We start from the raw sequence: 19,280 nt of genomic DNA, 5'->3' as shown, positions 1-19,280 counted from the left end.
TGTCGCTCGAGAACTCCGAAGTTGTGCAGGGACCGGGCGGATGCCGGGGCACTCAGGAAGCCGCGAACGCCTTCCGTGCCGCCGCTACCGCGCCCATCGCCCGCGGCCAGCCCACGTAGAACGCGAGGTGGGTGATGGCCTCGACCAGCTCTTCCTCGGTGACGCCGTTGTCGCGCGCGAAGCCGAGGTGGAACTCGAGCTGGTCGACGGCTCCGAGCGTGACGAGCGCCGACACCGTGACGAGGCTGCGGTCGCGCGGCGAGAGTTCGGGTCGTGCCCAGACCTCGTCGAACAGCACGGCATCGGTGTAGTGCGCGAGGGCCGGGGCGATGTCGCCGACGGAACGCTGCCCGCCCGTCCAGCCGGTCATGCGCCGACCGACCCGTCGAACTCGGCATCCGTCACGTGCTCTTTCCACGTCGTGGTCGCCTCCGGGTCGTCGCCCGCTTCGAGGAACACGTCGAGCCACACGTCGCCGGCGAACTGCTCCGGCGGGTTCTTCGTGGTGGGAACGGATGCTTCGATGTTCATGATCTTCCTCTGGTGGTCAGTCGGTGGTGAGCAGCACTTTGGTGGCGCGACGCTCGTCCATGGCCTTGTATCCCGCGGATGCTTCGTCGAGGGACAACGTGAGGTCGAAGACGACACCGGGGTCGATCTCGCGGTTCCAGATGAGCTGGATCAGCTCGGGCAGGTACTGGCGCACCGGTGCCGGCCCGCCGTGCAGGTGCACGCTCGAGAAGAACAGCTCGAACCCGTCGAGCGACACGTCGTGCGAGACGCCGACGTACCCGATGTGCCCGCCCGCGCGGGTGGCGCGGATCGCCTGGTCCATCGACTCCTGCGTGCCGACGGCTTCGATCGTGCTGTGCGCACCGAGCCCGCCGGTCAGCTCCTTGATCGCGGCGACGCCGGCATCCCCCCGCTCCTCGACGATGTCGGTGGCACCGAAGCGGCGGGCGAGCGCCTGCCGGTCGGCGTGCCGCGACATCGCGATGATCCGCTCGGCACCGAGCTGCTTCGCGGCGAGGATGCCGAGCAGTCCCACCGCGCCATCACCGACGACCGCGACGGTCTTCCCTGGCCCGGCTTCGGCGGCGATCGCGGCGTACCAGCCGGTGCCGAGCACGTCGGACGCGGCGAGCAACGACGGCACCAGATCGGCGGAGGGAACGCCGGGCGTCTTCACGAGCGTGCCGTCAGCGAGGGGGATCCGCGCGAACTGCGCCTGGGTGCCGACCGAGCCCATCATCACCTGGTGCACGCACCGCGACTGGTAGCCGGCCCGGCAGATCTCGCAGGTGTTGTCGGAGGCGACGAACGAGCCCACGACGTAGTCGCCAGGCTGCACGTCGGTCACGGCGTCGCCGATGGTCTCGACGATCCCGATGTACTCGTGACCCATCGGCTGCCCGCCCTCATGGAGGGGCTCGAGGCCGCGGTACGGCCAGAGGTCCGACCCGCAGATGCAGGTCGCGGTGACGCGGATGATCGCGTCGGTCGGCTCGACGATGACGGGCATCTCGAGGTCTTCGGTCCGGACATCGCCCGGGGCATACATGACGACTCCACGCATGGTGGTTCGCTCCTTAGTGATCGGTGGTGCGGATGAGGAAGAACTGCGCGAGAACTGCGAGAGCGACGGCGACGATCGTGACGAGCCCGAGCGGGAGGATACTGGCGGCACCGGCGATGCCGACGAGAGGCGCGGCGACGGCGCCGAACCCGAATCGCACCATTCCGAGCAGAGACGAAGAGGTTCCAGCGATCTGCGGATAGCGCACGAGGGCGAGCGTCGTCGACGGCGGGGAGCTGACGGCCACCCCGCTCGCGAGCAGGAACAGCGAAACGAGAACGACCCACAGCGGCAGATCGATGAGACCGCACGCCAGCAGCCCGAGAGCGCCGAGACCGGCCAGACCGCCGCCGACCGCGAGCACCCGCCGCGTGCTCCACCGCTCCGACGCTCGGCCGGAGAGATACCCGAACACCATGAAACCTGCCGAGTTGGCACCGAAGGCGAGCGCGTAGCCGAGGGGCGAGAGTCCGTAGATCTCCTGCAGCACGAACGTCGCACCCGACAGATAGGCGAAGAGTGCCGCGTAGAGGAAACCCTGATTGAGGATCGCCCCGAAGAACACGCGATCCGACAGGAGGGTGCGGAAGTCCGTGAGGGTGCGGATGAAGCCGCCGCGCGTTCGCTCCTCTGCCGGCAGGGTCTCGTCGAAGGCGAGCAGGGTGAGGGCGAGGATGCCGGCGCCGATCACCGCGAGGAAGACGAACAGCCCGCGCCAGTCCGTGAAGGTGTTGAGCACCCCGCCCAGCAGCGGTCCGACGATCGCCGCGAACCCGCCGACGACGGTCAATCGTCCGTAGAAGCGGACCAGCGCACCGCCCGAGTAGATGTCACGGCCGGCGGCCTGGGCGATCACGATGCCGACACCGCCCGCCAGGCCCTGCACGAGCCGGGCGACGATGAGCAGCTCGACGCTCGGGCTGAGGGCGCAGAGCGCTGAGGTCGCAACGTACGCGATGATCCCGACGATCAAGATCCCTCGTCGTCCGTATCGGTCCGACAGGGGCCCCGCGATCAGCTGTCCGAGCGCAAGGCCGATCAGGCAGGAGGTGACGGTCAGTTGGGCGACCGAGGTGACTGCGTCGAGCTCGGTCGAGAGCGCGGGAAGCGCAGGAAGATACAGATCCATCGAGATCGGACCGAACACGGTCAGCAGCAGCAACAGCGCTGGAAGGACGCGTCGCGTAGCGGAACGGGTGAGGGTCGAGCTTGTCATGTGATCCAGCATCCGTCCGTCGCCGAGTGCGCGGGAGTCCCTGCGAAGGGGTGTACCACCAGGGCACCTTTCGCGCCCCCGCGCCGAGCATCGGCGACCTACCCTTCTTCTATGGACAATCGAGCAGAGGTCCGCGAGTTCCTGATGACCCGCCGCGCCCGCCTCACCCCTGAAGCGGTGGGTCTGACTGCAGGAGCCAACCGACGGGTCGCCGGGCTCCGCCGCAGCGAGGTTGCGGCGCTCGCCGGAGTCAGCGTCGAGTACTACGCGAAGCTCGAGCGGGGCGCGATCGCCGGGGCATCGGCATCCGTTCTCGATGCGCTCGCCCGTGCCCTGCTGCTCGACGATGCCGAGCAGGCGCACCTGCTCGACCTCGCCCGGGCGGCAGACGGCATCCCCGCCAGCGGGCGCTCACGTCGACGCGCGACCCGCTCGGGAGCGCCCCGTCTCAGCCTGCAATGGGCGCTCGCCTCGATCACAGACTCCATCGCTTTCGTGCGCGACGCGCAGCAGAACCTGATCGCCACCAACGACCTCGGGCGTGCGTTCTACTCGCCCGTGATCGGCGACGGCGGGCGCACGCCCAATCTCGCGCGCTTTCAGTTCCTCGACCCCGCCGCCCGCGACTTCTACCCCGACTGGGACCTGTTCGCGAGCATGTGCGTCGGCATCATGCGCGCCGAAGCCGGCCGCGACCCGCACGACAAGGGGATGCAAGACCTGGTCGGCGAACTCTCGACCCGCAGCGAGACATTCCGCACGCTGTGGGCGGCGCACGACGTGCGCATCCACGGCACCGGGACCAAGCGTTTCCATCACCCGGTCGTCGGCGAACTGACCCTCGCCTACGAGGAACTCGCGATCACCGCCGAGCCCGGCAACGTGCTCATGGTCTACTCGGCAGAGCCGGGATCGCCGTCGGCGGAGCGGTTGCGTCTTCTCGCCTCGTGGGCGGCGCAGCATCCGCAATCGGATGCCGAAGCCCTCGCCGCGGGATCCTGAGGTTTCACCCTCACCTGTCGAAACGCGCGAACCGCGTGAGAAAACCGCCGCTCGCTCGTCGTAGTAAGTGGAGCTCGTCCCTCATCGAGCACCACTTCTCCGAGCGCCGCTCCCCAGCGGACCGGAGAGCACCGCCGGCAGCCCTCCCGCTGACGGCGCGAGGGGAGGAGGCTGGGGAGTCTCCTCCCCTCCCTTCGTGGTGCGCGGTGTCAGGGCGCGACGGGGTAGTGACTCGTGATCGCGATGCGGTTCCAGCTGTTGATGACGACCGTCAGCCAGGTCACCGCGGCGATCTGCTGGTCGGTGAGCACGTCTTCGGGAGCGATGCCGCGGTCGGGCAGCCGGCCGTGGTCGCTGATCAGCGTCACCCGTTCGGCGATCTGCAACGCCGCCTGCTCCTCCGCCGAGAAGTACTGCGACTCCCACCAGCCGGCGAGAACGGCCAGGCGGTCGGCGGCCTCGCCGTGTTTCACGGCATCCGCCGCGTGCATCTTCAGGCAGAACGCGCAGCCGTTCAGCTGCGACGCCCGCACCTTGACCAGTTCGACGAGCAGCGGCGAGAGGCCGGCATCCACTCCGGCTTCGGCGGCTTTGCCGGCGAACTCCAACATCGCCTGGTACGGGGCGGGGTAGAGCTTGCCGATGTTCACGTGCGACACGTTGTCTCCTTCGTTCCGGCGCTGTCTGCGCCTCTGAAGGGGTGACGCCGTAGCCCGGCGATGTGTGACGTGTGTGGTGTACCCAACTCAGGACAGATCGATTCCGACGGGCAGGAAACGGCTGCGGGGGGCACGATCTGGTGCGTTTTGTCCTGAGTTGTGGCCGGCGTGCGCGGCTGCGCTGTGCACAACTCCTCAGAATCCGCCGCTCGGCCCCGAAGTCGGTCGAATTTCGGCTCCCGCGGCGCGGCTCTGTGGAGTTATGCAGGAGTCTCGCCCGAGACCAGCGCGCCGATCAGGGGATTCCGGTCGCGCGGGTCGGTGATGACGGCCGTGACGGCCGCGAGATCGAGCACGGGGAACCGCGAGACGGCGCCGATCTTCTCTTCGCTGGCGAGCACGATCGTCTCGGCGCAGCGTTCGGCGATGGCGCGCTTGGTGACGGCGTCGTCGAGGCTGCCGGTGGTGAGGCCGTGCTCGGGGTGGATGCCGGTGACCCCGACGAAGAACACGTCGGCGGCGAGGTGGCGGATCGCCTCCATCGCGAGCGATCCGCTGGCCACCATCGAGTGCCGCGAGAGCTCGCCGCCGATCATGACGACGCGGGCATCCGAATGCTCGGCGACCGCGAGGGCGATCGCGGGGCTCGGCGTGATGACGGTGAGCCCGGTGCCGCTCGGCAGCAGGCGAGCCATCGCGAGGGTGGTGGTGCCGGCGTCGAGAACGATGGTCGAGGAGGGGCGGATGCTGTCGACCGCACGTCGCGCGACCCGCTCCTTGCTGGCCGTCGCGAGTTCGCGGCGCTCCTCGACCGGTCGATCGGCGGCGGGCACGGGCAGCGCTCCTCCGTACACGCGGACGAGCTTGCCCTCTTCGGCGAGTTCGCGCAGGTCGCGGCGGATCGAGTCTTCCGAGATGCCGAGCTCGTCGGCGACGGTCTTCGCGACCACCCGCCCGTCGCGGGCGAGGATCTCGAGCAGGTGGGACTTGCGCTGTGCGCTGAGCATAGTGTTCCTTCACGGAGTTGCACGTTCTTGCACGGTTAACGATACAGTCTTCGCCATGACGACTCCACTCCTGATTCTCATCGCCGGCCCGTACCGCTCGGGAACCGACGGCGACCCGGCGCGCATCGCCGCCAACCTCGAACGCCTCGAAGAGGCATCCGCCCCGATCTTCCGCCTCGGTCACGTGCCGATGATCGGCGAATGGGTGGCGCTGCCGATCCTGCGGAACATCGACGCGGCGGATGCTGACGGCGACGTCATGTACGAGACCGCGCACCGGCTGCTGCAGCACTGCGATGCCGTGCTGCGCCTGCCCGGGGCATCCGCCGGTGCCGATATGGACGTGACGATCGCCCGCGAGCGCGGCCTGCCGGTCTACTTCGCGGTCGACGAGATTCCCGCGGCCTGAGCGCAGAGCGAACGTCCGTAGGCTGGAGGCATGACCAAGACCAGCATCTGGACCATCGTCGGCGTGATCGTCGCGATCGTGATCGCCTGGTGGATCGTCGGCGCGCTGTTCTCGCTGCTGTGGTTCATCGCGAAGCTGGCGATCGTGCTGGTCGTCGCCGTCGTGGTGTTCATCGCGCTGCGGAGCATCTTCGGGTCGCGCTCCGACGACTGACCTGCGCTCCCGTCGCGAAAAGGCCCGGTATCCCGCTCGGATACCGGGCTTTTTCGCGACCGGAATGAGGCAGCCGGTCAGTCGGGGAAGGAGACGCCCGCCAGTTCTTCCGACGCGGCCCAGATGCGCGCGGCATCCGATTCGCTGCGCAATCGCGAGTAGAGCGCCTGTTCGGCGGGCGCGCCGCCGAGATGACCGGCCCTCTTCGGCCCATACAGTCGGCGCGCCTGCGCCTCGCTAGACGTGGCGGCGTAGAGCGCGGGCAGGGCGGCGGTCTCCGGGGTGCCGACGACCAGGCCGCGCGCCGATGCCCAGCGGATCAGCCGCACGCCGAGGGTGTCCTGCGCGCGTCCGAGCTCCGGGCGCGCAGAGAGCAGACTCGTCGGGGCGATGCCGGGGTGCGAAAGATTGCTCGTGATGCCCCATCCCCGGCTCTCGCTGCGGCGGTCGAGCTCGAGGCCGAACATCCCGAAGGCGATCTTCGACTGGCTGTAGGCACGCATGCCGTTGTACGAGCGCTCCCAGTTCAGGTCGTCCCAGTGGATCGAGCCCTGGTTGGCCGCGACGCTGATCTGTGACGTCACGCGCGCCCGCCCCGCGCGCAGCAACGGAAGAAGATGGGCTACGAGCGCGAAATGGCCGAGGTGATTGGTGCCGAACTGCACCTCGATACCGTCGGCGGTGGTCTGCCGCTGAGGCGGCGTCATGACCCCCGCGTTGTTGATCAAGAGATGCACCGGTCGGCCGCTGGCTCGCATCGTGTCGCCGAACGCGGCAACGGATTCGAGCGACGACAGGTCGAGTGGCATGGTCTGCACCAGCGCTTCGGGCGCGACGGCCCGGATGGCGGATGCTGCGGCGTCGCCCTTGCGCGGATTACGTACCGGCAGCACGAGGTCGGCGCCGGCGCGAGCGAGTCGCGTCGCGATGCGCAGGCCGATGCCGTCGCTGCCTCCTGTGACGACGGCGCGGCGGCCGGCGAGGGAGGGGATCTCGATGTCGATGGTTCTGCGGGTCATGATGCTCCTTGAGGTCTTCTCCAGCCTGCGGTCGATCGTGCCGCGCAACCAGGACACGCCATGCAGTGGATACGCGTCGATGGGGAGTGCGAAGATCGGGGACGTCGGAACGAGGGGGCACAGATGGCGATCGACCGAGCCGAACTGGCGGGATTTCTGCGGCTGCGCAGGGATGCGCTGCAACCGGAGGACGTCGGGCTGCCGCGGGGGCAGCGGCGTCGCACCGAGGGCTTGCGGCGTGAGGAGGTCGCGGCGCTCAGCCACATGTCGGCCGACTACTACGCGCGGCTCGAGCGCGGCGATGGCCCGCTGCCGTCGGAGCAGATGCTCGCGTCGATCGCTCAGGGGTTGCACCTCACGATCGACGAGCGCGACCACCTCTTCCGACTCGCCGGGCATCCGGCGCCGGCGCGCGGCGGTGCGATCACGCACATCAGCCCGGGGATGCTCCGCATCCTCGACCGCCTGCAGGACACCCCGGCCGAGATCGTCAGCGAACTCGGGGAGACCCTGCGGCAGACGCCGCTCGGGGTGGCGCTGACGGGCGAGACGGCGGCGATCACGGGCCCGGAGCGCAGCCTGGGCTATCGCTGGTTCAGCGATCCATCGACCCGTTCGCTCTATGCCGAGGAGGAGCACGAGTTCCTCTCGCGCCTGTGGGTGTCGGGGTTGCGCGAGGTGATCGCGCGGCGTGGGCCCGAATCCCGGGCTGCCGAGTATGCGGCGTCGTTGCGCCGGAGCAGCGCGGAGTTCCGGGCGATCTGGGAGACGCACGAGGTGGGGGTGCGGCCGCGCGAGACGAAGCGCTTCGTGCATCGCGAGCTCGGCGCGCTCGAACTCACGTGCCAGAGCCTGGTCGATCCCGAGCAGTCGCATGCGCTGCTGGTGTACACCGCGATCCCCGGAACCGAGAGCTACGACAAGCTGCAGTTGCTGTCGACGATCGCGCCGCGCACCGCCGTCTGACTAAATGCGTACGAACGTACGCAAACTCTGATACGCTCTCCCGGTGACCGATGACTTCGCGGGCGACCCCCGCACCAACCGGGAGCGGATGCTCGCCGGCGATCTGTACATCGGCGACGACCCCGAACTCGCCGCGCGGTCGGCTCGCGCCGCCCGCCTCGCCGACCTCTACCACCGCCAGACGATCTCGGGCGACCCGGCCGCCCGCGGCTGGCTCGACGACCTCATCGGCCACCTCGGCGAAGACGTCATCATCCGCCCACCGCTGCACGTCGACTACGGCGATCACGTCACCATCGGCGCGCGCACGTTCATCAACTTCCACCTCACCGCGCTCGACACCGCGGCGATCACGATCGGCGCCGACTGCCAGATCGGACCGAACGTGCAACTGCTCACGCCCACGCATCCGATCGACCCGACGATGCGCCGCGACAAGCTCGAAGCCGCCGAACCCATCGTGATCGGCGACAACGTCTGGCTCGGCGGGGGAGCGATCGTCTGCCCCGGCGTCACCATCGGTGAGAACTCGGTGATCGGCGCGGGCGCCGTCGTCACCCGCGACATTCCGGCGAACGTCGTCGCCGTCGGCAACCCGGCCCGCGTCATCCGTACGATCGGCGGCGCCGATGACTGAGCCGATGTCTGAGCCCGTCACCGAGCCGGCGACGGAGCCGGGCACCCGCCGCGGACGCCAGAACGACCCCGAGCGCCGCGACCGCATCATCGACGCCTGCCTCGACGTGATCGCCGAATCCGGGGTCGCCGGTGCCTCGCACCGCCGCATCGCCGAGGCCGCCGGCGTGCCGCTCGGCTCGATGACCTACTACTTCGACGGCATCGACGGCCTGCTGCGCGAGGCGTTCACGCGCTTCGGCACCACGATCAGCGAGCGGTTCGAGAAGCGGATGGCCGAAGCATCCGACATCGAATCGGCCCGCCAGGCCGTGGTCGAGATCATCCTCGCCGACGTCTTCGGCGACGCCCGAGAGCTCGTCCTCTCGCACGAGCTCTACACGCTCGCCGCCCGCGAACCGGCCTACCGCGCCCTCACCACCGCCTGGATGGGCCGAAGCCGCACCGCGCTCGAGCGGCACTTCGACCCGCAGACGGCCCGCCTGCTCGACGCGCTGATCGAGGGCCTCTCGATCCACCGCGCACTCGACGACGAAGAACGCGATTCTGTCGAAGTGGCCATCGCCGTCGCCCGCATCACCGCGCGCTGACCTCCTCTCTCCCCACCCGAAAGTCGCCATGAGCTCCACTGCCTCGCCCACCCGCGCCGACCGTCGCGCCCGCGGCGCCGTCGCCACCCTGTTCCTCACCAACGGGGCGCTGTTCGCGAACATCCTTCCGCGCTACCCCGAGATCAAAGAGCAGCTCGGACTCGACAACACCGCCTACGGGCTCGCCATCGCGTCGTTCCCGGTGGGCGCGATCGTGGCGGGACTCGCCGCGGCCGCACTGATCCGACGGTTCGGATCGGCGAAGGTCGCCGTGATCGGCACGGTGCTCACCAGCATCGGCGTGCTCGGCGCCGGACTCGCGCCCAGCGTGCTGCTGTTCGCGCTCGGCCTGTTCATCGGCGGCGCCATGGATGCCATCACCGACGTCGCCCAGAACGCCCACGGCCTGCGCGTGCAGCGCGGCTACGGGCGCTCGATCCTGAACTCGTTCCACGCGTTGTGGTCGGTCGGTGCCGTGATCGGCGGATCGATGGCCGCCGGCGCGATCGCCCTCGGGCTGCCGATCGGTGTGCACCTCGCGATCTCGGCGGCACTGTTCTCGGTGGTCTCGCTGACCGCGCTGCGGTTCTGCCTTCCAGGGCTCGACACGGCGGCCGACGAAGCTGCGGTCGCGGACCCCTCGGAGGTGCAGGCGACGTTGCGCGCCGGCATCCGCCCTCGCGTGATCCTGATGCTCATCGCCCTCGTCGTCATCGCCATGGCGGGCACGATCGTCGAAGACGCGGGCAACTCGTGGGCGACCCTCTACCTCGGGTCGCTCGGCGCCCCGGCCGCGATCGCCGCCACCGGGTTCATCGTCCTCGTCGGCGCACAGTTCATCGGACGCCTGCTCGGCGACGGACTCGTCGACCGGTTCGGCCAGCGCCTGGTCGCGCGGGTCGGCGGGTTGATCGTGCTGGTCGGCATGGGCGTCGCGCTGGCGTTCCCGACCATTCCGGGAACCATCATCGGATTCGCGGCGGCGGGCTTCGGCGTCGCGACCCTCGTGCCCGCGGCCATGAGCGAGGCCGACCGACTGCCCGGCCTGCGCCACGGCACGGGGCTCACGGTGGTGTCGTGGCTGATGCGCCTCGGATTCCTGCTCTCGCCGCCGGTCGTGGGTCTCATCGCCGATGCCACCAGCCTGCGCGTGGGGCTCATGATCATCCCGGTCGTGGGGGTGGCCGTCGTGCTGCTGGCCGGGGTGCTGCGCGGGCGCGAGCGCGCCTGACGCGGGGAGAGCGAGAGCCGGGCCCAACTCAGGAAAATCGGCGCCATTCGCCCTGATCCACCCCAGATTCAGCCGGTTTCGAACCGATCTTCCTGAGTTGGGCCCGGGCTCGCGGGCATAAGTCCTCAAAAACGCTGCAGAATCCGCTGGATCGAGGCCGATCCAGGCTCCCGAGCACCCGTTCTGAGGAGTTATGAAGGCCGAAGACCTCACATCCGCCCGCGCCACGGCGTCATCAGCAGTATGAGACGACTCCATTTCTTCGCCCTCGGCCTCTCGACCCTCCTCGGACTCTTCGTCGGAGGCTGGGCGTACTTCGCCCCGCAGAGCTTCTACGACTCGTTCCCCGGCGTGCTCGGGTCGTGGGTGTCGGTCGACGGCCCGTTCAACGAGCACCTGATCCGCGATGTCGGCGCGATGTACCTCGCCCTCGGAGCGGCGAGCGTCGGCGGATTGATCTGGCGCAACGCGGTGGCGTACCGCATCCTCGGCTTCGCCTGGACGGTCTTCGGCACAATGCACTTCGCCTACCACGCCCTGCATCTCGAGCACATGTCGCTCGAGGCGGCGATCGGCGAGATGGTCGCGCTGGGGGTGAGCCTGCTGCTCGGAGTGGTGCTGCTCATCCCCGAGCGAGCGCCCGTGCGACAGTAGTCGCTCCGGGCGGATGCCCCGACCTCAGTCGCGCCGGCCGCGCCCTCTCTTGCGCACCGGGATCAATCCGGTCTGCGCGGTGAGGATCGGCTCGACCTGTCGGCGGTGCGTGCGCATCCAGACGACGAACCCGATGGCGGTGAACAGTCCGTAGAACACGTACATGAGCCCGGTGGCGTAGTAGCCCGAGCTGAAGAGCAACGGCACGCCGACCACATCGACGGCGATCCAGATGAGCCAGAACTCGGTCCAGCCCTTCGCCATGCCGTACGTCGCGAGCAGCGATCCGACGAAGGTCCAGGCATCGGCCCAGACCGGTTCCCACGATCCGAGCGCGCGGAAGAGGGGCGTCAGGGCGATCGTGCCGACGATCATCACGGCGACGATGCCGATGCGCGCGCCGGTCGGCGCCCACCGCGGGGTGACGCGGCCGCCCTCGAGGTTTCGCCAGCGCACCCACCCGTAGATCGCGACGGCGATGAACATGATCTGCCGCCCGGCCTGGCCGAGCAGGTGGGGGAGCGACTGGTCGGGGCTCAGGATCGAGCCGAGGAACACGGTCAGCAGCAGGAGGTTGCCGATGATGCCGACCGGCCACGCCCAGATGCGGCGCCGCATGCCGCCGATCGCACTCGCGAGCCCGAAGGCGTTGCCCACCACCTCGCGCACGAGAAGCGTCTGCCCGCCGGGCAGCACCCACTGCGAGTTGAACGCCTCGACGAGCCAGTTCAGCGGATCCATCGGCGTGCGTTCAGGATGCCGCGGTCGGAGCCGACGCCGTGGTCGGCGTCGGCCGATCGTCGAGCGTGAGCTGCAGGAACGAGAGGTCGAGCCAGCGTCCGAACTTGGCACCGACCTGCGGCATCCGTCCGACGTCGACGAACCCGAGCTTCTCGTGCAGGGCGACCGAGGCGGCGTTGCCGCTCTCGACGGCCGCGACCATCACGTGGATTCCCTGTGCGCGGGCCCGTGCGATCAGCTCGACCATGAGCGTCTTGCCGATGCCGCGCCCCTGCTGTCCGTCGCGCACGTAGACGCTGTGTTCGACGGTGTGCTTGAAGCCGCTGTGCGGACGCCACCGACCGAACGAGGCGTAGCCGAGAACGCCCGAGTCGTCGGCCGCGACGATCACGGGGAACCCGTCGCACGTGCGCTCGGCGAGCCAGACCGCGCGGTCGTCGACGTCAACGGCGTCTTCGTTCCAGATCGCGGTGGTGTGCACGACGGCGTTGTTGTGGATCGCGGTGATCGGCTCGAGGTCGGTGATGACCGCATCTCTGATCTGCACGTGTGGTCTCCTGCATCTGCGCCTGCGCTTCGGGTGCGCATCGCTGACGCTAGCAGGGAGCGGAGGAGTCGGATGCTGTCATTTCCGATCTCTTCTGCACGCCGGCGCATCTCGCGGGGAATTGCACCGATCGCGCCGATCCCGGGGATGAGACGTGAACGGCGATCGAGGCGGTGGAAGTCTGGCGGGATGCCTTCACTTTCGTCTCCCACGCACGGCTCCGATGTATAGTCCTTACATCATGACTCTCCGGCGCACGCAGATCTCTCTGAGCGACGACGATCGCCGAGTGCTCGACGCGGTATCGAGCCGCACGGGCATGTCGATGAGTCTGTTGATCCGCCAGGCGATCCACTCCACCTACGGCCACGTGGGCCAGCGGGAGGCGACTCGGCTCGCGCTTGCGTCGACGTTCGGAGCGGTCGAGAACGACGTGTCGGGCGAAGAGCTCGTCGAGGGGCTCCGTTCGGGGCGCCGCCTCTCATCGCTCGCATGATCAGCCTCATCGACACGTCGGTTCTGATCGACCACACGCGGGGTGTTCCGGATGCGCACCGGGTTCTGCTCGATGCTCTCGATCGCGGGGTGTTGCACTCGAGCGAGATCGTTCGCGCGGAGCTTCTCGTCCTGATCCGCGATCGGGAGTTCGATGCGGTGACCCCGCTTCTCGACCAGATCGTCTGGCATCCCGTCGACCGCCCTGTCGCCGAGCGCGCGGGTGAGTTCGGGCGTCGCTGGCTTCCGGCCTATTCCGGTATCGATGCCGCCGATTTCGTCGTCGCCGCGACGGCCGACCTGCTCGGTGCGGAATTGCTCACGCGCAACGTCAAGCACTTCCCGATGTTCGAAGGTCTCGCCGCACCGTACTGACGTCAGCGCTTGGCGCCACCACCGAGCGCATCGCGCACGAGGATCGCGCGGCGCATGTCGGCCATGATCGGGTCGAAGAAGCGCTCCCGGTAGCGGGCCTCGCTGACGGCCGAGAACACGAAGGGCAGCGTCGCGATCAGCGAGAGCAGAGTGGCGGCCTTCAGCAGATTGACGGTGATCGGCAGCTCGGCCGAGCCGATCATGAACTTCTCGATCAGCATCGGCTGCGTGGCCGACCCGGGCCCGAGCCAGAGCTCGGCGACGCCGACGGGAACGGCGATGCTGCCGATCACGATGAGCAGTGCGCACAGCAGACCCGCGAAGAACAGCGCCTGCAGCAGCTGCGCGAAAGTGAGCGCGAGCAGGATGTTCATGCGCTGTGGTGCGCGCAGGGGCTGGCGGCGGACGGATGCTTCGGCACGGTGCTCCGCCGGAGTGCCGACGAGCAGGGCGCGGCGCTGCTCGTCGGTCGGCGTGTGCGCCTCGTCGTCGATCTCCGACGCGCTGACCCGCAGCACCACAACGCCGGCGAGCACGGCGACGACTAGGCCGATGAGCGCCAGCGACCCCCAGTGCAGGGCCGAGGCCATCTGCCACACCTCGGCAGAGAAGAACGCGAAGACGACGAGCATCAGGATCACGGGCAGCGCGATCGACGCCATGTGCCCGATCGCCGACGCGTTGCGCACCGCCAGCCGCGACGCCCAGGAGATGAGCGAGCCGCCACCCATGCCGGTCACCAGACAGCACACCGCGATGATCGCCAGCGTCTCGAACACCGGACCGACCGTCGCACGGGGCCGGTCGAGGTAGCCGGCGACGATGAGCGAGGCGATGCACGCGACGATGATCACCGAGGCGACGACCGTGCCGATCCCGACGGACATGCGGCGCAGCATCCATCGCACGAAGATGTACGCGCCCCATGCCAGCGCGACGCACGCGACGAGGAAGATCACGACCAGCACGGCGATCAGGAAATCGCCGTCGCTGATCGTGATGACGATGTCGGTGACCTCGTCGGTGCCGTCGCCGAGCAGGAACGCGACGAGCGCCACCCACACCACGAGCGGGGCGACGCGACGCGGCAGGTCGGTGAACCAGCGGCGCAGCGGCACGAACGTGGGTAGGCCCTGCTCGCGGAACCAGAGGTCGGCGTCGCGCCGCGTGCGCGCGGTGCGGGGCCGTTCGGATGACATAGAGCCGAGACTACGGCACGTCGGGGGCGGCGACGGATGCCGGTCGCCACGGGGTGAGCTTGGCCGGGTTCATCATGATCCAGACCCGGGTGATGAGCCCGTCTTCGACGGCGAAGTTCGTCACCGACACGACCTCGCCGTGCTCGCGGAAGAGGAAGGCGAGCCCGTCGCCCGTCTGCAGGTCTTCGACGGTCATGTCGGGGCGCTTCGCCGCGATGCCCAGCAGGAAGCGGGCCACGCGGTCGGCACCGCTGACGACGTTGAGGGCAGCGCGCACGACGCCGCCGCCATCGCTGTGCAGCTCGACATCGGGGGCGAGAACACGCAGCAGTGCATCGACGCCGCCGGTGCTCGTCGCGAGGCGGAACGCCCGCACCACGCGTTCGTGCTCGGCGCGCGGCACGGCGGTGGCGCGGTTCTCGCGCACGTGACGGCGGGCGGATGTCGCGAGCTGGCGCACCGCCGCCGACGATCGGCCCACGATCTCGGCGATCTCGGTGAACGGCACATCGAAGATGTCGTGCAGCACGAACGCCACCCGCTCGGCCGGAGTCATCGCCTCGAGCACCACGAGCAGCGCCGTCGACACCGAGTCGTCGCGGGTGATGCGCTCGAGCGGATCGACCGTGTCGACGGATGCCGGGGCCAGCCGCCCCCTCTCGGAGAAGTGATCGACGGGCACCGGCTCGGGCAGCCACTGGCCCACGTACTGCTCTCGGCGGTGCCGGGCCGAGGTGAGCAGATCGAGCGAGATGCGGCTCGCGACGGTGGTGAGCCACCCCGCCGGATTCGCGATCTCGTCGCGCTCGGCATCCGTCATCCGATACCAGCGCACGTAGGCCTCTTGCACGACGTCTTCGGCATCGGCGAGGGTGCCCGTCATGCGGTACGCCAGAGCGGTGAGTCGCCGTCGTTCACGCAACACGTCGCTCAGGTCGTCGTCCACGGTTCTCCTCGTCGGGGTGCTCTCCGCAGACTATCGACACCCACCGACCTCACACTTCCGCGCGCTGCGTCGTCGGACATATGACAGGGTGACGAGCAGCGCACCCCGAACGAGAGGGAACCCGATGAAGATCGCCGTCGCAGGAGGCACCGGAACCGTCGGCCGCCACACCGTCGAGGCCGCGCGCGAAGCCGGGCACGACGTCGTCGTGCTGAGCCGCGCGAACGGCGCGAACGTGCTCACGGGCGAGGGGCTGGCCGCCGCGCTCGCCGGAGCGGATGCCGTCATCGACGTCACCAATCTGGCCACCACCCTCTCGGCGAAGAAGTCGATCGGCTTCTTCGAGACCGCGGCGCAGCACCTGCTGGCGGCTGAGCTGCAGGCCGGCGTCGGGCACCACGTCGTGCTGTCGATCGTCGGCATCGACGACATCGACACCTCGTACTACGCCGGCAAGCTCGCGCAGGAGCGGGCGGTCGCCGCCGGGCCGGTGCCGTTCACGATCGCCCGAGCCGGGCAGTTCCACGAGTTCGCCGGGCAGATCTTGGGGCTCGTGAGCGGGCCCTTCGCGCCGATGCCGCGCACGCTCATGCGCCCCGTCGCCGCGCGCGAGGTCGGAGCGCACCTGGTGCGGGTGGCCGAGGCGGGTGCCGTCGGCCGGGCGCAGGATCTGGTGGGCCCGCGCGACGAGACTCTTGCCGACGTCGCCCGACGGCAGCTCGCTGTCGACGGCATCCGTCGGCGAGTGCTCGACGTGAGGCTGCCCGGCGCGTACGGTCGCGGCCTGGCGTCGGGGGCGCTCCGCGGCGGGCCCGACGCCCTGCAGGGCGAGATCACGTTCGACGAGTGGCTCCGCAGCCCGGATCACGCGCGCAGCTGAGCCGGGGTCGCCGGGGGCCTGTCCCTCACTCAGGACAGACCGCCGCCCCCGGGGCGAATCGGGGCCGAACAGCGTCGCGCGGCGAGGTTTGTCCTGAGTTGTGGTCACCGCTCGTCGAGACGACGACGGCCGACCCCGCCCGGCGCGCAGCGCATCACCGATGTCTGAGAGGATCGACGGCATGTCGGGGGATGTGAAGACGCGGCGGCGGAGAAGGCCGATCGTGCGGGGCGTCGTGATCGGCGTCGTCGTGCTGGTCGTGGCGCTGACGGCGATGCGGTTCTCGTACCCGCTCTGGCCGTCGTCGGAGCAGGAATCGTGCACGGTGACGAGCCCGTCGGAGCGGCACAGCGGTTATCGGCAGCACGACTTCTTCCCGAGCATCGGTAGCGACTGCGGTTCCTTCACCGCGGAGAAGGAGGTGACGTGCACCGCCGATCCGTCGCGCACCGTTCTGCTCGCGCGGGACACGACCTACGATCTCACCGTCGCCGGGCCGCGGATCCCGGTGCTCTCCGACCCGACCGTGCTGTCCGCTCAGGTGTCGACCGCACAGCAGATCGTGCCCGACGCCGAGTCCGACCTCGATCTCGGCGACGACCCGAAGTACGACAACCTCCGCTCGCTGCGGGAGCAGTTCTCACCCGAGACCCTGCGAGCCTTCGACTACGAGCAACCGCCCTTCGATCCGCAGTGCGATCCGTATCGGATGCTCATGACATCCCAGGGCGTGCAGATGGTGCATCCCGCCCGAGCCGACGAGCTGCTCCAGGCGCCCGAGGGCACGGTGGCCAGCGATCCGAAGCTGCCCTGCGACGACTGGTATCACTGCGAAGAGCACTGAGCCCGTCGCCGACCGTCTCAGACGTGCACGTCGGCGGGCGACTCCTCGCCCTCGTGGAAGCTCGGCTTCTTGCCGAAGATCTTCGCGATCCCCAGCACGATGCCGACGATGATCAGCCCGCCGGCCAGGCCCGCGATCGCCGAGAAGAGGGTGTCACCGATCCAGACGATGACCGGGCCCGCGGGTTCGAGCGCGTGCTCGATGCCGTGCAGGATGTCGGCGCCGAAGTGCACGCCCACTTCGCCGAGGTTGACGAGCAGCAGGTGGCCGCCGACCCAGAGCATGGCGACGGTGCCGAGGATGCTGATGAAGCGGAACACCGCGGGCATCGACCGCACGATGCGCATGCCCGTGTGGCGCACGCGCTTCTCGCGGCTCTTCGCCATCTTGAGGCCGATGTCGTCGATCTTCACGAGCAGCGCCACGGCGCCGTAGACGACGCCGGTCATGATGAGGGCGATGACGGCGAGGATCGCGAGCGTCGTCCAGATGTCGAGGCCCGCTTCGAGGTTCGCCAGCGAGATGAGCATGATCTCGGTCGAGAGGATCAGGTCGGTGCGCACGGCGCCCCAGACGAGCTTGTTCTCGTTGCGGTCGCCCTCTTCGGCGTGGCCGTGCTGCACGCCGAACCACTCGAGCACCTTCTCGGCGCCTTCGAAGCAGAGGTAGGCGCCGCCGAGGATGAGCAGGAATGGCAGCACCTGCGGCGCGAAGGCCGTGAGCAGCAGCGCGATCGGGATGATGATGACGAACTTGTTCGCCAGCGAGCCGAGGGCGATCTTGGCGACCACCGGCAGCTCACGCGCGGGGGTGATGCCCTGCACGTACTGGGGTGTGACGGCGGCGTCGTCGATCACGATGCCCGCGGCCTTGGCCGAAGCCTTCATCGCAGCGCTCAGAATGTCGTCGACGACGGCGAGCAGACCAACCGACATGTGCGTCCCCCAGGGTTTGTGTGCAGAGGAGACACTCTATCCGTGACGGATGGCGTCGATGATTCCGTGCGCTGTCCGCAGCTCCCGATACGCTCGGATCGGGGCGCGCGACCGGCGTGCGGATGCCGTCTGCAGAGCCCGCGACCTCGAATCAAGGAGCCCGCCCATGACCGCGCCGATCCTCGTCAGCGCCTACCCCGTGTCGCCCGCGCACGCGGTGTGGGACCCGGCCCTCGAGGCCGACCTGCTCCCGGCGATCTGCGCGCTTCCGGGCGTCGCCGGTCTCGAGGTGCCCTGGATGGGCAGCATCCATCCGCATGACGACGCCTGGTTCCTCGCCCACGTTCCCGCCGTGTCGCTGGCGGTCACACCGATCCCGTTCGTGATGGGACGGGTGGGGGCGGATGCCCGGTACGGCCTCGCCTCGGCCGATGACGACGGCCGTGCCGCCGCGCTCGCCGATCTGCGCGCCGTGGCGCAGGGCATCGCACGCATCGACGGCGAGAGCCCGGCCTCGGTCGACGTGGTCATGCTGCACACGGCTCCGCAGGCGGGTGGCGATGTCGCGGCGCTCGCACGGTCGCTCGACGAGGTCGCGGGGTGGGGCTGGCAGGGTGCGCGCCTCGTGATCGAGCACTGCGACGCGTTCGTCCCCGGGCAGGAGTACTCGAAGGGGTTCCTGCCGCTCGACGACGAGATCGCGGCGATCGAGCAGACCGGTGCGCCCATCGGGCTCTGGATGAACTGGGGTCGCTCGGCCATCGAACTGCGCGATGCGGATGCCGTCTCCGCACAGATCGCGCGAGCCGCAGCATCCGGCCGTCTCGTCGGCCTCGCCTTCTCGGGCGCTGCCCCCGTGCAGAGCGTCTACGGCCCCGCGTGGATCGACGCGCACCTGCCGATCGCCTCGACCTACCCCGAATCGCAGTCGCTGCTCGACGAGCAGCACGTCGCCGACGCGCTCGCCGCCGCTCCCGACGTGACCTGGCTCGGACTCAAGGCGGCTCGCCGCCTCGACGACACGACAGCGGCAGATGCTCTCGCCACCGTCGTGCGCAACCTCGACGTGATCCGCGCGGCATCCTGAATCGCCGGCACCCGCGAAACTCACAGCCCGCTCCCAGTCCTGCGGGACCAAAA

The 19,280-nt window shown here is 69.2% G+C and carries 25 protein-coding genes; 13 read left to right on the top strand and 12 right to left on the bottom strand.

The annotated features are described in order from the left end of the window. Positions 1–52: 52 nt before the first annotated feature. From ACIOSY_RS01370 to ACIOSY_RS01355, 4 genes are read right to left on the bottom strand one after another with little or no spacing between them, the layout of a single operon-like run. Positions 53–370 (bottom strand): carboxymuconolactone decarboxylase family protein, encoded by a 318-nt coding sequence (locus ACIOSY_RS01370; RefSeq protein WP_400847813.1) that lies wholly within the window; start codon positions 368–370, stop codon positions 53–55. Beyond that, positions 367–531: a hypothetical protein gene (locus ACIOSY_RS01365; protein ID WP_400847810.1), complete on the bottom strand. Its 165-nt coding sequence runs from the start codon at positions 529–531 to the stop codon at positions 367–369. Before ACIOSY_RS01365 ends, ACIOSY_RS01370 begins: the two co-directional genes overlap by 4 nt. Positions 532–547: 16 nt before the next feature. Beyond that, positions 548–1,576: a zinc-dependent alcohol dehydrogenase family protein gene (locus tag ACIOSY_RS01360; protein ID WP_400847807.1), complete on the bottom strand. Its 1,029-nt coding sequence runs from the start codon at positions 1,574–1,576 to the stop codon at positions 548–550. Between the two features lie 13 nt (positions 1,577–1,589). Beyond that, positions 1,590–2,792, bottom strand: a complete 1,203-nt coding sequence (locus tag ACIOSY_RS01355) for a multidrug effflux MFS transporter (RefSeq protein WP_400847804.1) — start codon at positions 2,790–2,792, stop codon at positions 1,590–1,592. A 111-nt stretch (positions 2,793–2,903) separates the two neighbouring features. Between ACIOSY_RS01355 and ACIOSY_RS01350 the strand changes: the two genes are divergently transcribed. Beyond that, positions 2,904–3,794 (top strand): helix-turn-helix domain-containing protein, encoded by an 891-nt coding sequence (locus tag ACIOSY_RS01350; protein WP_400847801.1) that lies wholly within the window; start codon positions 2,904–2,906, stop codon positions 3,792–3,794. 209 nt (positions 3,795–4,003) lie between these two features. Here ACIOSY_RS01350 and ACIOSY_RS01345 read toward each other — a convergent pair whose 3' ends face one another. Both ACIOSY_RS01345 and ACIOSY_RS01340 read right to left on the bottom strand, forming a co-directional pair. Next, positions 4,004–4,453 (bottom strand): carboxymuconolactone decarboxylase family protein, encoded by a 450-nt coding sequence (locus tag ACIOSY_RS01345; RefSeq protein WP_400847798.1) that lies wholly within the window; start codon positions 4,451–4,453, stop codon positions 4,004–4,006. Positions 4,454–4,713: 260 nt separating this feature from the next. Continuing rightward, on the bottom strand, positions 4,714–5,460 hold the full coding sequence (locus ACIOSY_RS01340; RefSeq protein ID WP_400847795.1) for a DeoR/GlpR family DNA-binding transcription regulator: 747 nt from the start codon (positions 5,458–5,460) through the stop codon (positions 4,714–4,716). A gap of 55 nt (positions 5,461–5,515) precedes the next feature. On the opposite strand from ACIOSY_RS01340, the gene ACIOSY_RS01335 reads away from it, so the two are divergent. Both ACIOSY_RS01335 and ACIOSY_RS01330 read left to right on the top strand, forming a co-directional pair. Continuing rightward, positions 5,516–5,869: a DUF4406 domain-containing protein gene (locus ACIOSY_RS01335; RefSeq protein WP_400847792.1), complete on the top strand. Its 354-nt coding sequence runs from the start codon at positions 5,516–5,518 to the stop codon at positions 5,867–5,869. A 30-nt stretch (positions 5,870–5,899) separates the two neighbouring features. Continuing rightward, positions 5,900–6,082, top strand: coding sequence for a hypothetical protein (locus ACIOSY_RS01330; protein WP_400847789.1), 183 nt, complete (start codon positions 5,900–5,902; stop codon positions 6,080–6,082). A 77-nt stretch (positions 6,083–6,159) separates the two neighbouring features. Here ACIOSY_RS01330 and ACIOSY_RS01325 read toward each other — a convergent pair whose 3' ends face one another. Next, on the bottom strand, positions 6,160–7,101 hold the full coding sequence (locus ACIOSY_RS01325) for an SDR family oxidoreductase (RefSeq protein WP_400847786.1): 942 nt from the start codon (positions 7,099–7,101) through the stop codon (positions 6,160–6,162). A gap of 123 nt (positions 7,102–7,224) precedes the next feature. Between ACIOSY_RS01325 and ACIOSY_RS01320 the strand changes: the two genes are divergently transcribed. The 5 genes from ACIOSY_RS01320 (at position 7,225) to ACIOSY_RS01300 (ending at position 11,178) form a co-directional block, all read left to right on the top strand. Continuing rightward, a complete protein-coding gene (locus ACIOSY_RS01320; protein WP_400847783.1) occupies positions 7,225–8,067 on the top strand; it encodes a helix-turn-helix transcriptional regulator in 843 nt (280 codons plus the stop codon). Between the two features lie 88 nt (positions 8,068–8,155). After that, positions 8,156–8,704, top strand: a complete 549-nt coding sequence (locus ACIOSY_RS01315) for a sugar O-acetyltransferase (protein ID WP_400849073.1) — start codon at positions 8,156–8,158, stop codon at positions 8,702–8,704. A gap of 4 nt (positions 8,705–8,708) precedes the next feature. Next, the gene (locus ACIOSY_RS01310) at positions 8,709–9,293 is read left to right on the top strand and encodes a TetR/AcrR family transcriptional regulator (RefSeq protein WP_400847780.1); all 585 of its coding nucleotides are present in this window, start codon (positions 8,709–8,711) and stop codon (positions 9,291–9,293) included. Between the two features lie 28 nt (positions 9,294–9,321). Next, a complete protein-coding gene (locus ACIOSY_RS01305) occupies positions 9,322–10,524 on the top strand; it encodes an MFS transporter (protein ID WP_400847777.1) in 1,203 nt (400 codons plus the stop codon). A 243-nt stretch (positions 10,525–10,767) separates the two neighbouring features. Beyond that, positions 10,768–11,178, top strand: coding sequence for a hypothetical protein (locus ACIOSY_RS01300; protein ID WP_400847774.1), 411 nt, complete (start codon positions 10,768–10,770; stop codon positions 11,176–11,178). A gap of 24 nt (positions 11,179–11,202) precedes the next feature. On the opposite strand, the gene pnuC is transcribed toward ACIOSY_RS01300, so the two are convergent. Together pnuC and ACIOSY_RS01290 are read right to left on the bottom strand one after the other, a co-directional pair. Then, positions 11,203–11,919, bottom strand: coding sequence for a nicotinamide riboside transporter PnuC (pnuC, locus tag ACIOSY_RS01295; RefSeq protein WP_400847771.1), 717 nt, complete (start codon positions 11,917–11,919; stop codon positions 11,203–11,205). A 10-nt stretch (positions 11,920–11,929) separates the two neighbouring features. Next, positions 11,930–12,466, bottom strand: coding sequence for a GNAT family N-acetyltransferase (locus tag ACIOSY_RS01290; protein WP_400847768.1), 537 nt, complete (start codon positions 12,464–12,466; stop codon positions 11,930–11,932). 241 nt (positions 12,467–12,707) lie between these two features. Between ACIOSY_RS01290 and ACIOSY_RS01285 the strand changes: the two genes are divergently transcribed. Further along, on the top strand, positions 12,708–12,962 hold the full coding sequence (locus ACIOSY_RS01285; protein WP_400847765.1) for a ribbon-helix-helix protein, CopG family: 255 nt from the start codon (positions 12,708–12,710) through the stop codon (positions 12,960–12,962). Next, positions 12,959–13,336: a type II toxin-antitoxin system VapC family toxin gene (locus tag ACIOSY_RS01280; RefSeq protein ID WP_400847762.1), complete on the top strand. Its 378-nt coding sequence runs from the start codon at positions 12,959–12,961 to the stop codon at positions 13,334–13,336. Before ACIOSY_RS01285 ends, ACIOSY_RS01280 begins: the two co-directional genes overlap by 4 nt. Positions 13,337–13,338: 2 nt before the next feature. On the opposite strand, the gene ACIOSY_RS01275 is transcribed toward ACIOSY_RS01280, so the two are convergent. Together ACIOSY_RS01275 and sigJ are read right to left on the bottom strand one after the other, a co-directional pair. Continuing rightward, the gene (locus tag ACIOSY_RS01275) at positions 13,339–14,535 is read right to left on the bottom strand and encodes a hypothetical protein (protein WP_400847759.1); all 1,197 of its coding nucleotides are present in this window, start codon (positions 14,533–14,535) and stop codon (positions 13,339–13,341) included. 10 nt (positions 14,536–14,545) lie between these two features. After that, the gene (gene sigJ, locus ACIOSY_RS01270) at positions 14,546–15,481 is read right to left on the bottom strand and encodes an RNA polymerase sigma factor SigJ (protein WP_400847756.1); all 936 of its coding nucleotides are present in this window, start codon (positions 15,479–15,481) and stop codon (positions 14,546–14,548) included. Positions 15,482–15,605: 124 nt separating this feature from the next. On the opposite strand from sigJ, the gene ACIOSY_RS01265 reads away from it, so the two are divergent. After that, a complete protein-coding gene (locus ACIOSY_RS01265) occupies positions 15,606–16,361 on the top strand; it encodes an SDR family oxidoreductase (RefSeq protein ID WP_400847753.1) in 756 nt (251 codons plus the stop codon). A 181-nt stretch (positions 16,362–16,542) separates the two neighbouring features. Next, a complete protein-coding gene (locus ACIOSY_RS01260; RefSeq protein WP_400847750.1) occupies positions 16,543–17,205 on the top strand; it encodes a hypothetical protein in 663 nt (220 codons plus the stop codon). 17 nt (positions 17,206–17,222) lie between these two features. Here the strand turns inward: ACIOSY_RS01260 and ACIOSY_RS01255 are convergent, their stop codons facing one another. Next, on the bottom strand, positions 17,223–18,140 hold the full coding sequence (locus ACIOSY_RS01255; RefSeq protein WP_400847747.1) for a DUF808 domain-containing protein: 918 nt from the start codon (positions 18,138–18,140) through the stop codon (positions 17,223–17,225). A 166-nt stretch (positions 18,141–18,306) separates the two neighbouring features. Between ACIOSY_RS01255 and ACIOSY_RS01250 the strand changes: the two genes are divergently transcribed. Continuing rightward, a complete protein-coding gene (locus tag ACIOSY_RS01250; RefSeq protein WP_400847744.1) occupies positions 18,307–19,227 on the top strand; it encodes a DUF4862 family protein in 921 nt (306 codons plus the stop codon). Positions 19,228–19,280: the final 53 nt, after the last annotated feature.

Source organism: Microbacterium sp. NPDC087665 (assembly GCF_044743285.1).
GTDB lineage: Bacteria > Actinomycetota > Actinomycetes > Actinomycetales > Microbacteriaceae > Microbacterium.
Note: the sequence above shows the minus strand (reverse complement) of the source record. Positions and strands in the feature narration are given on the sequence as shown.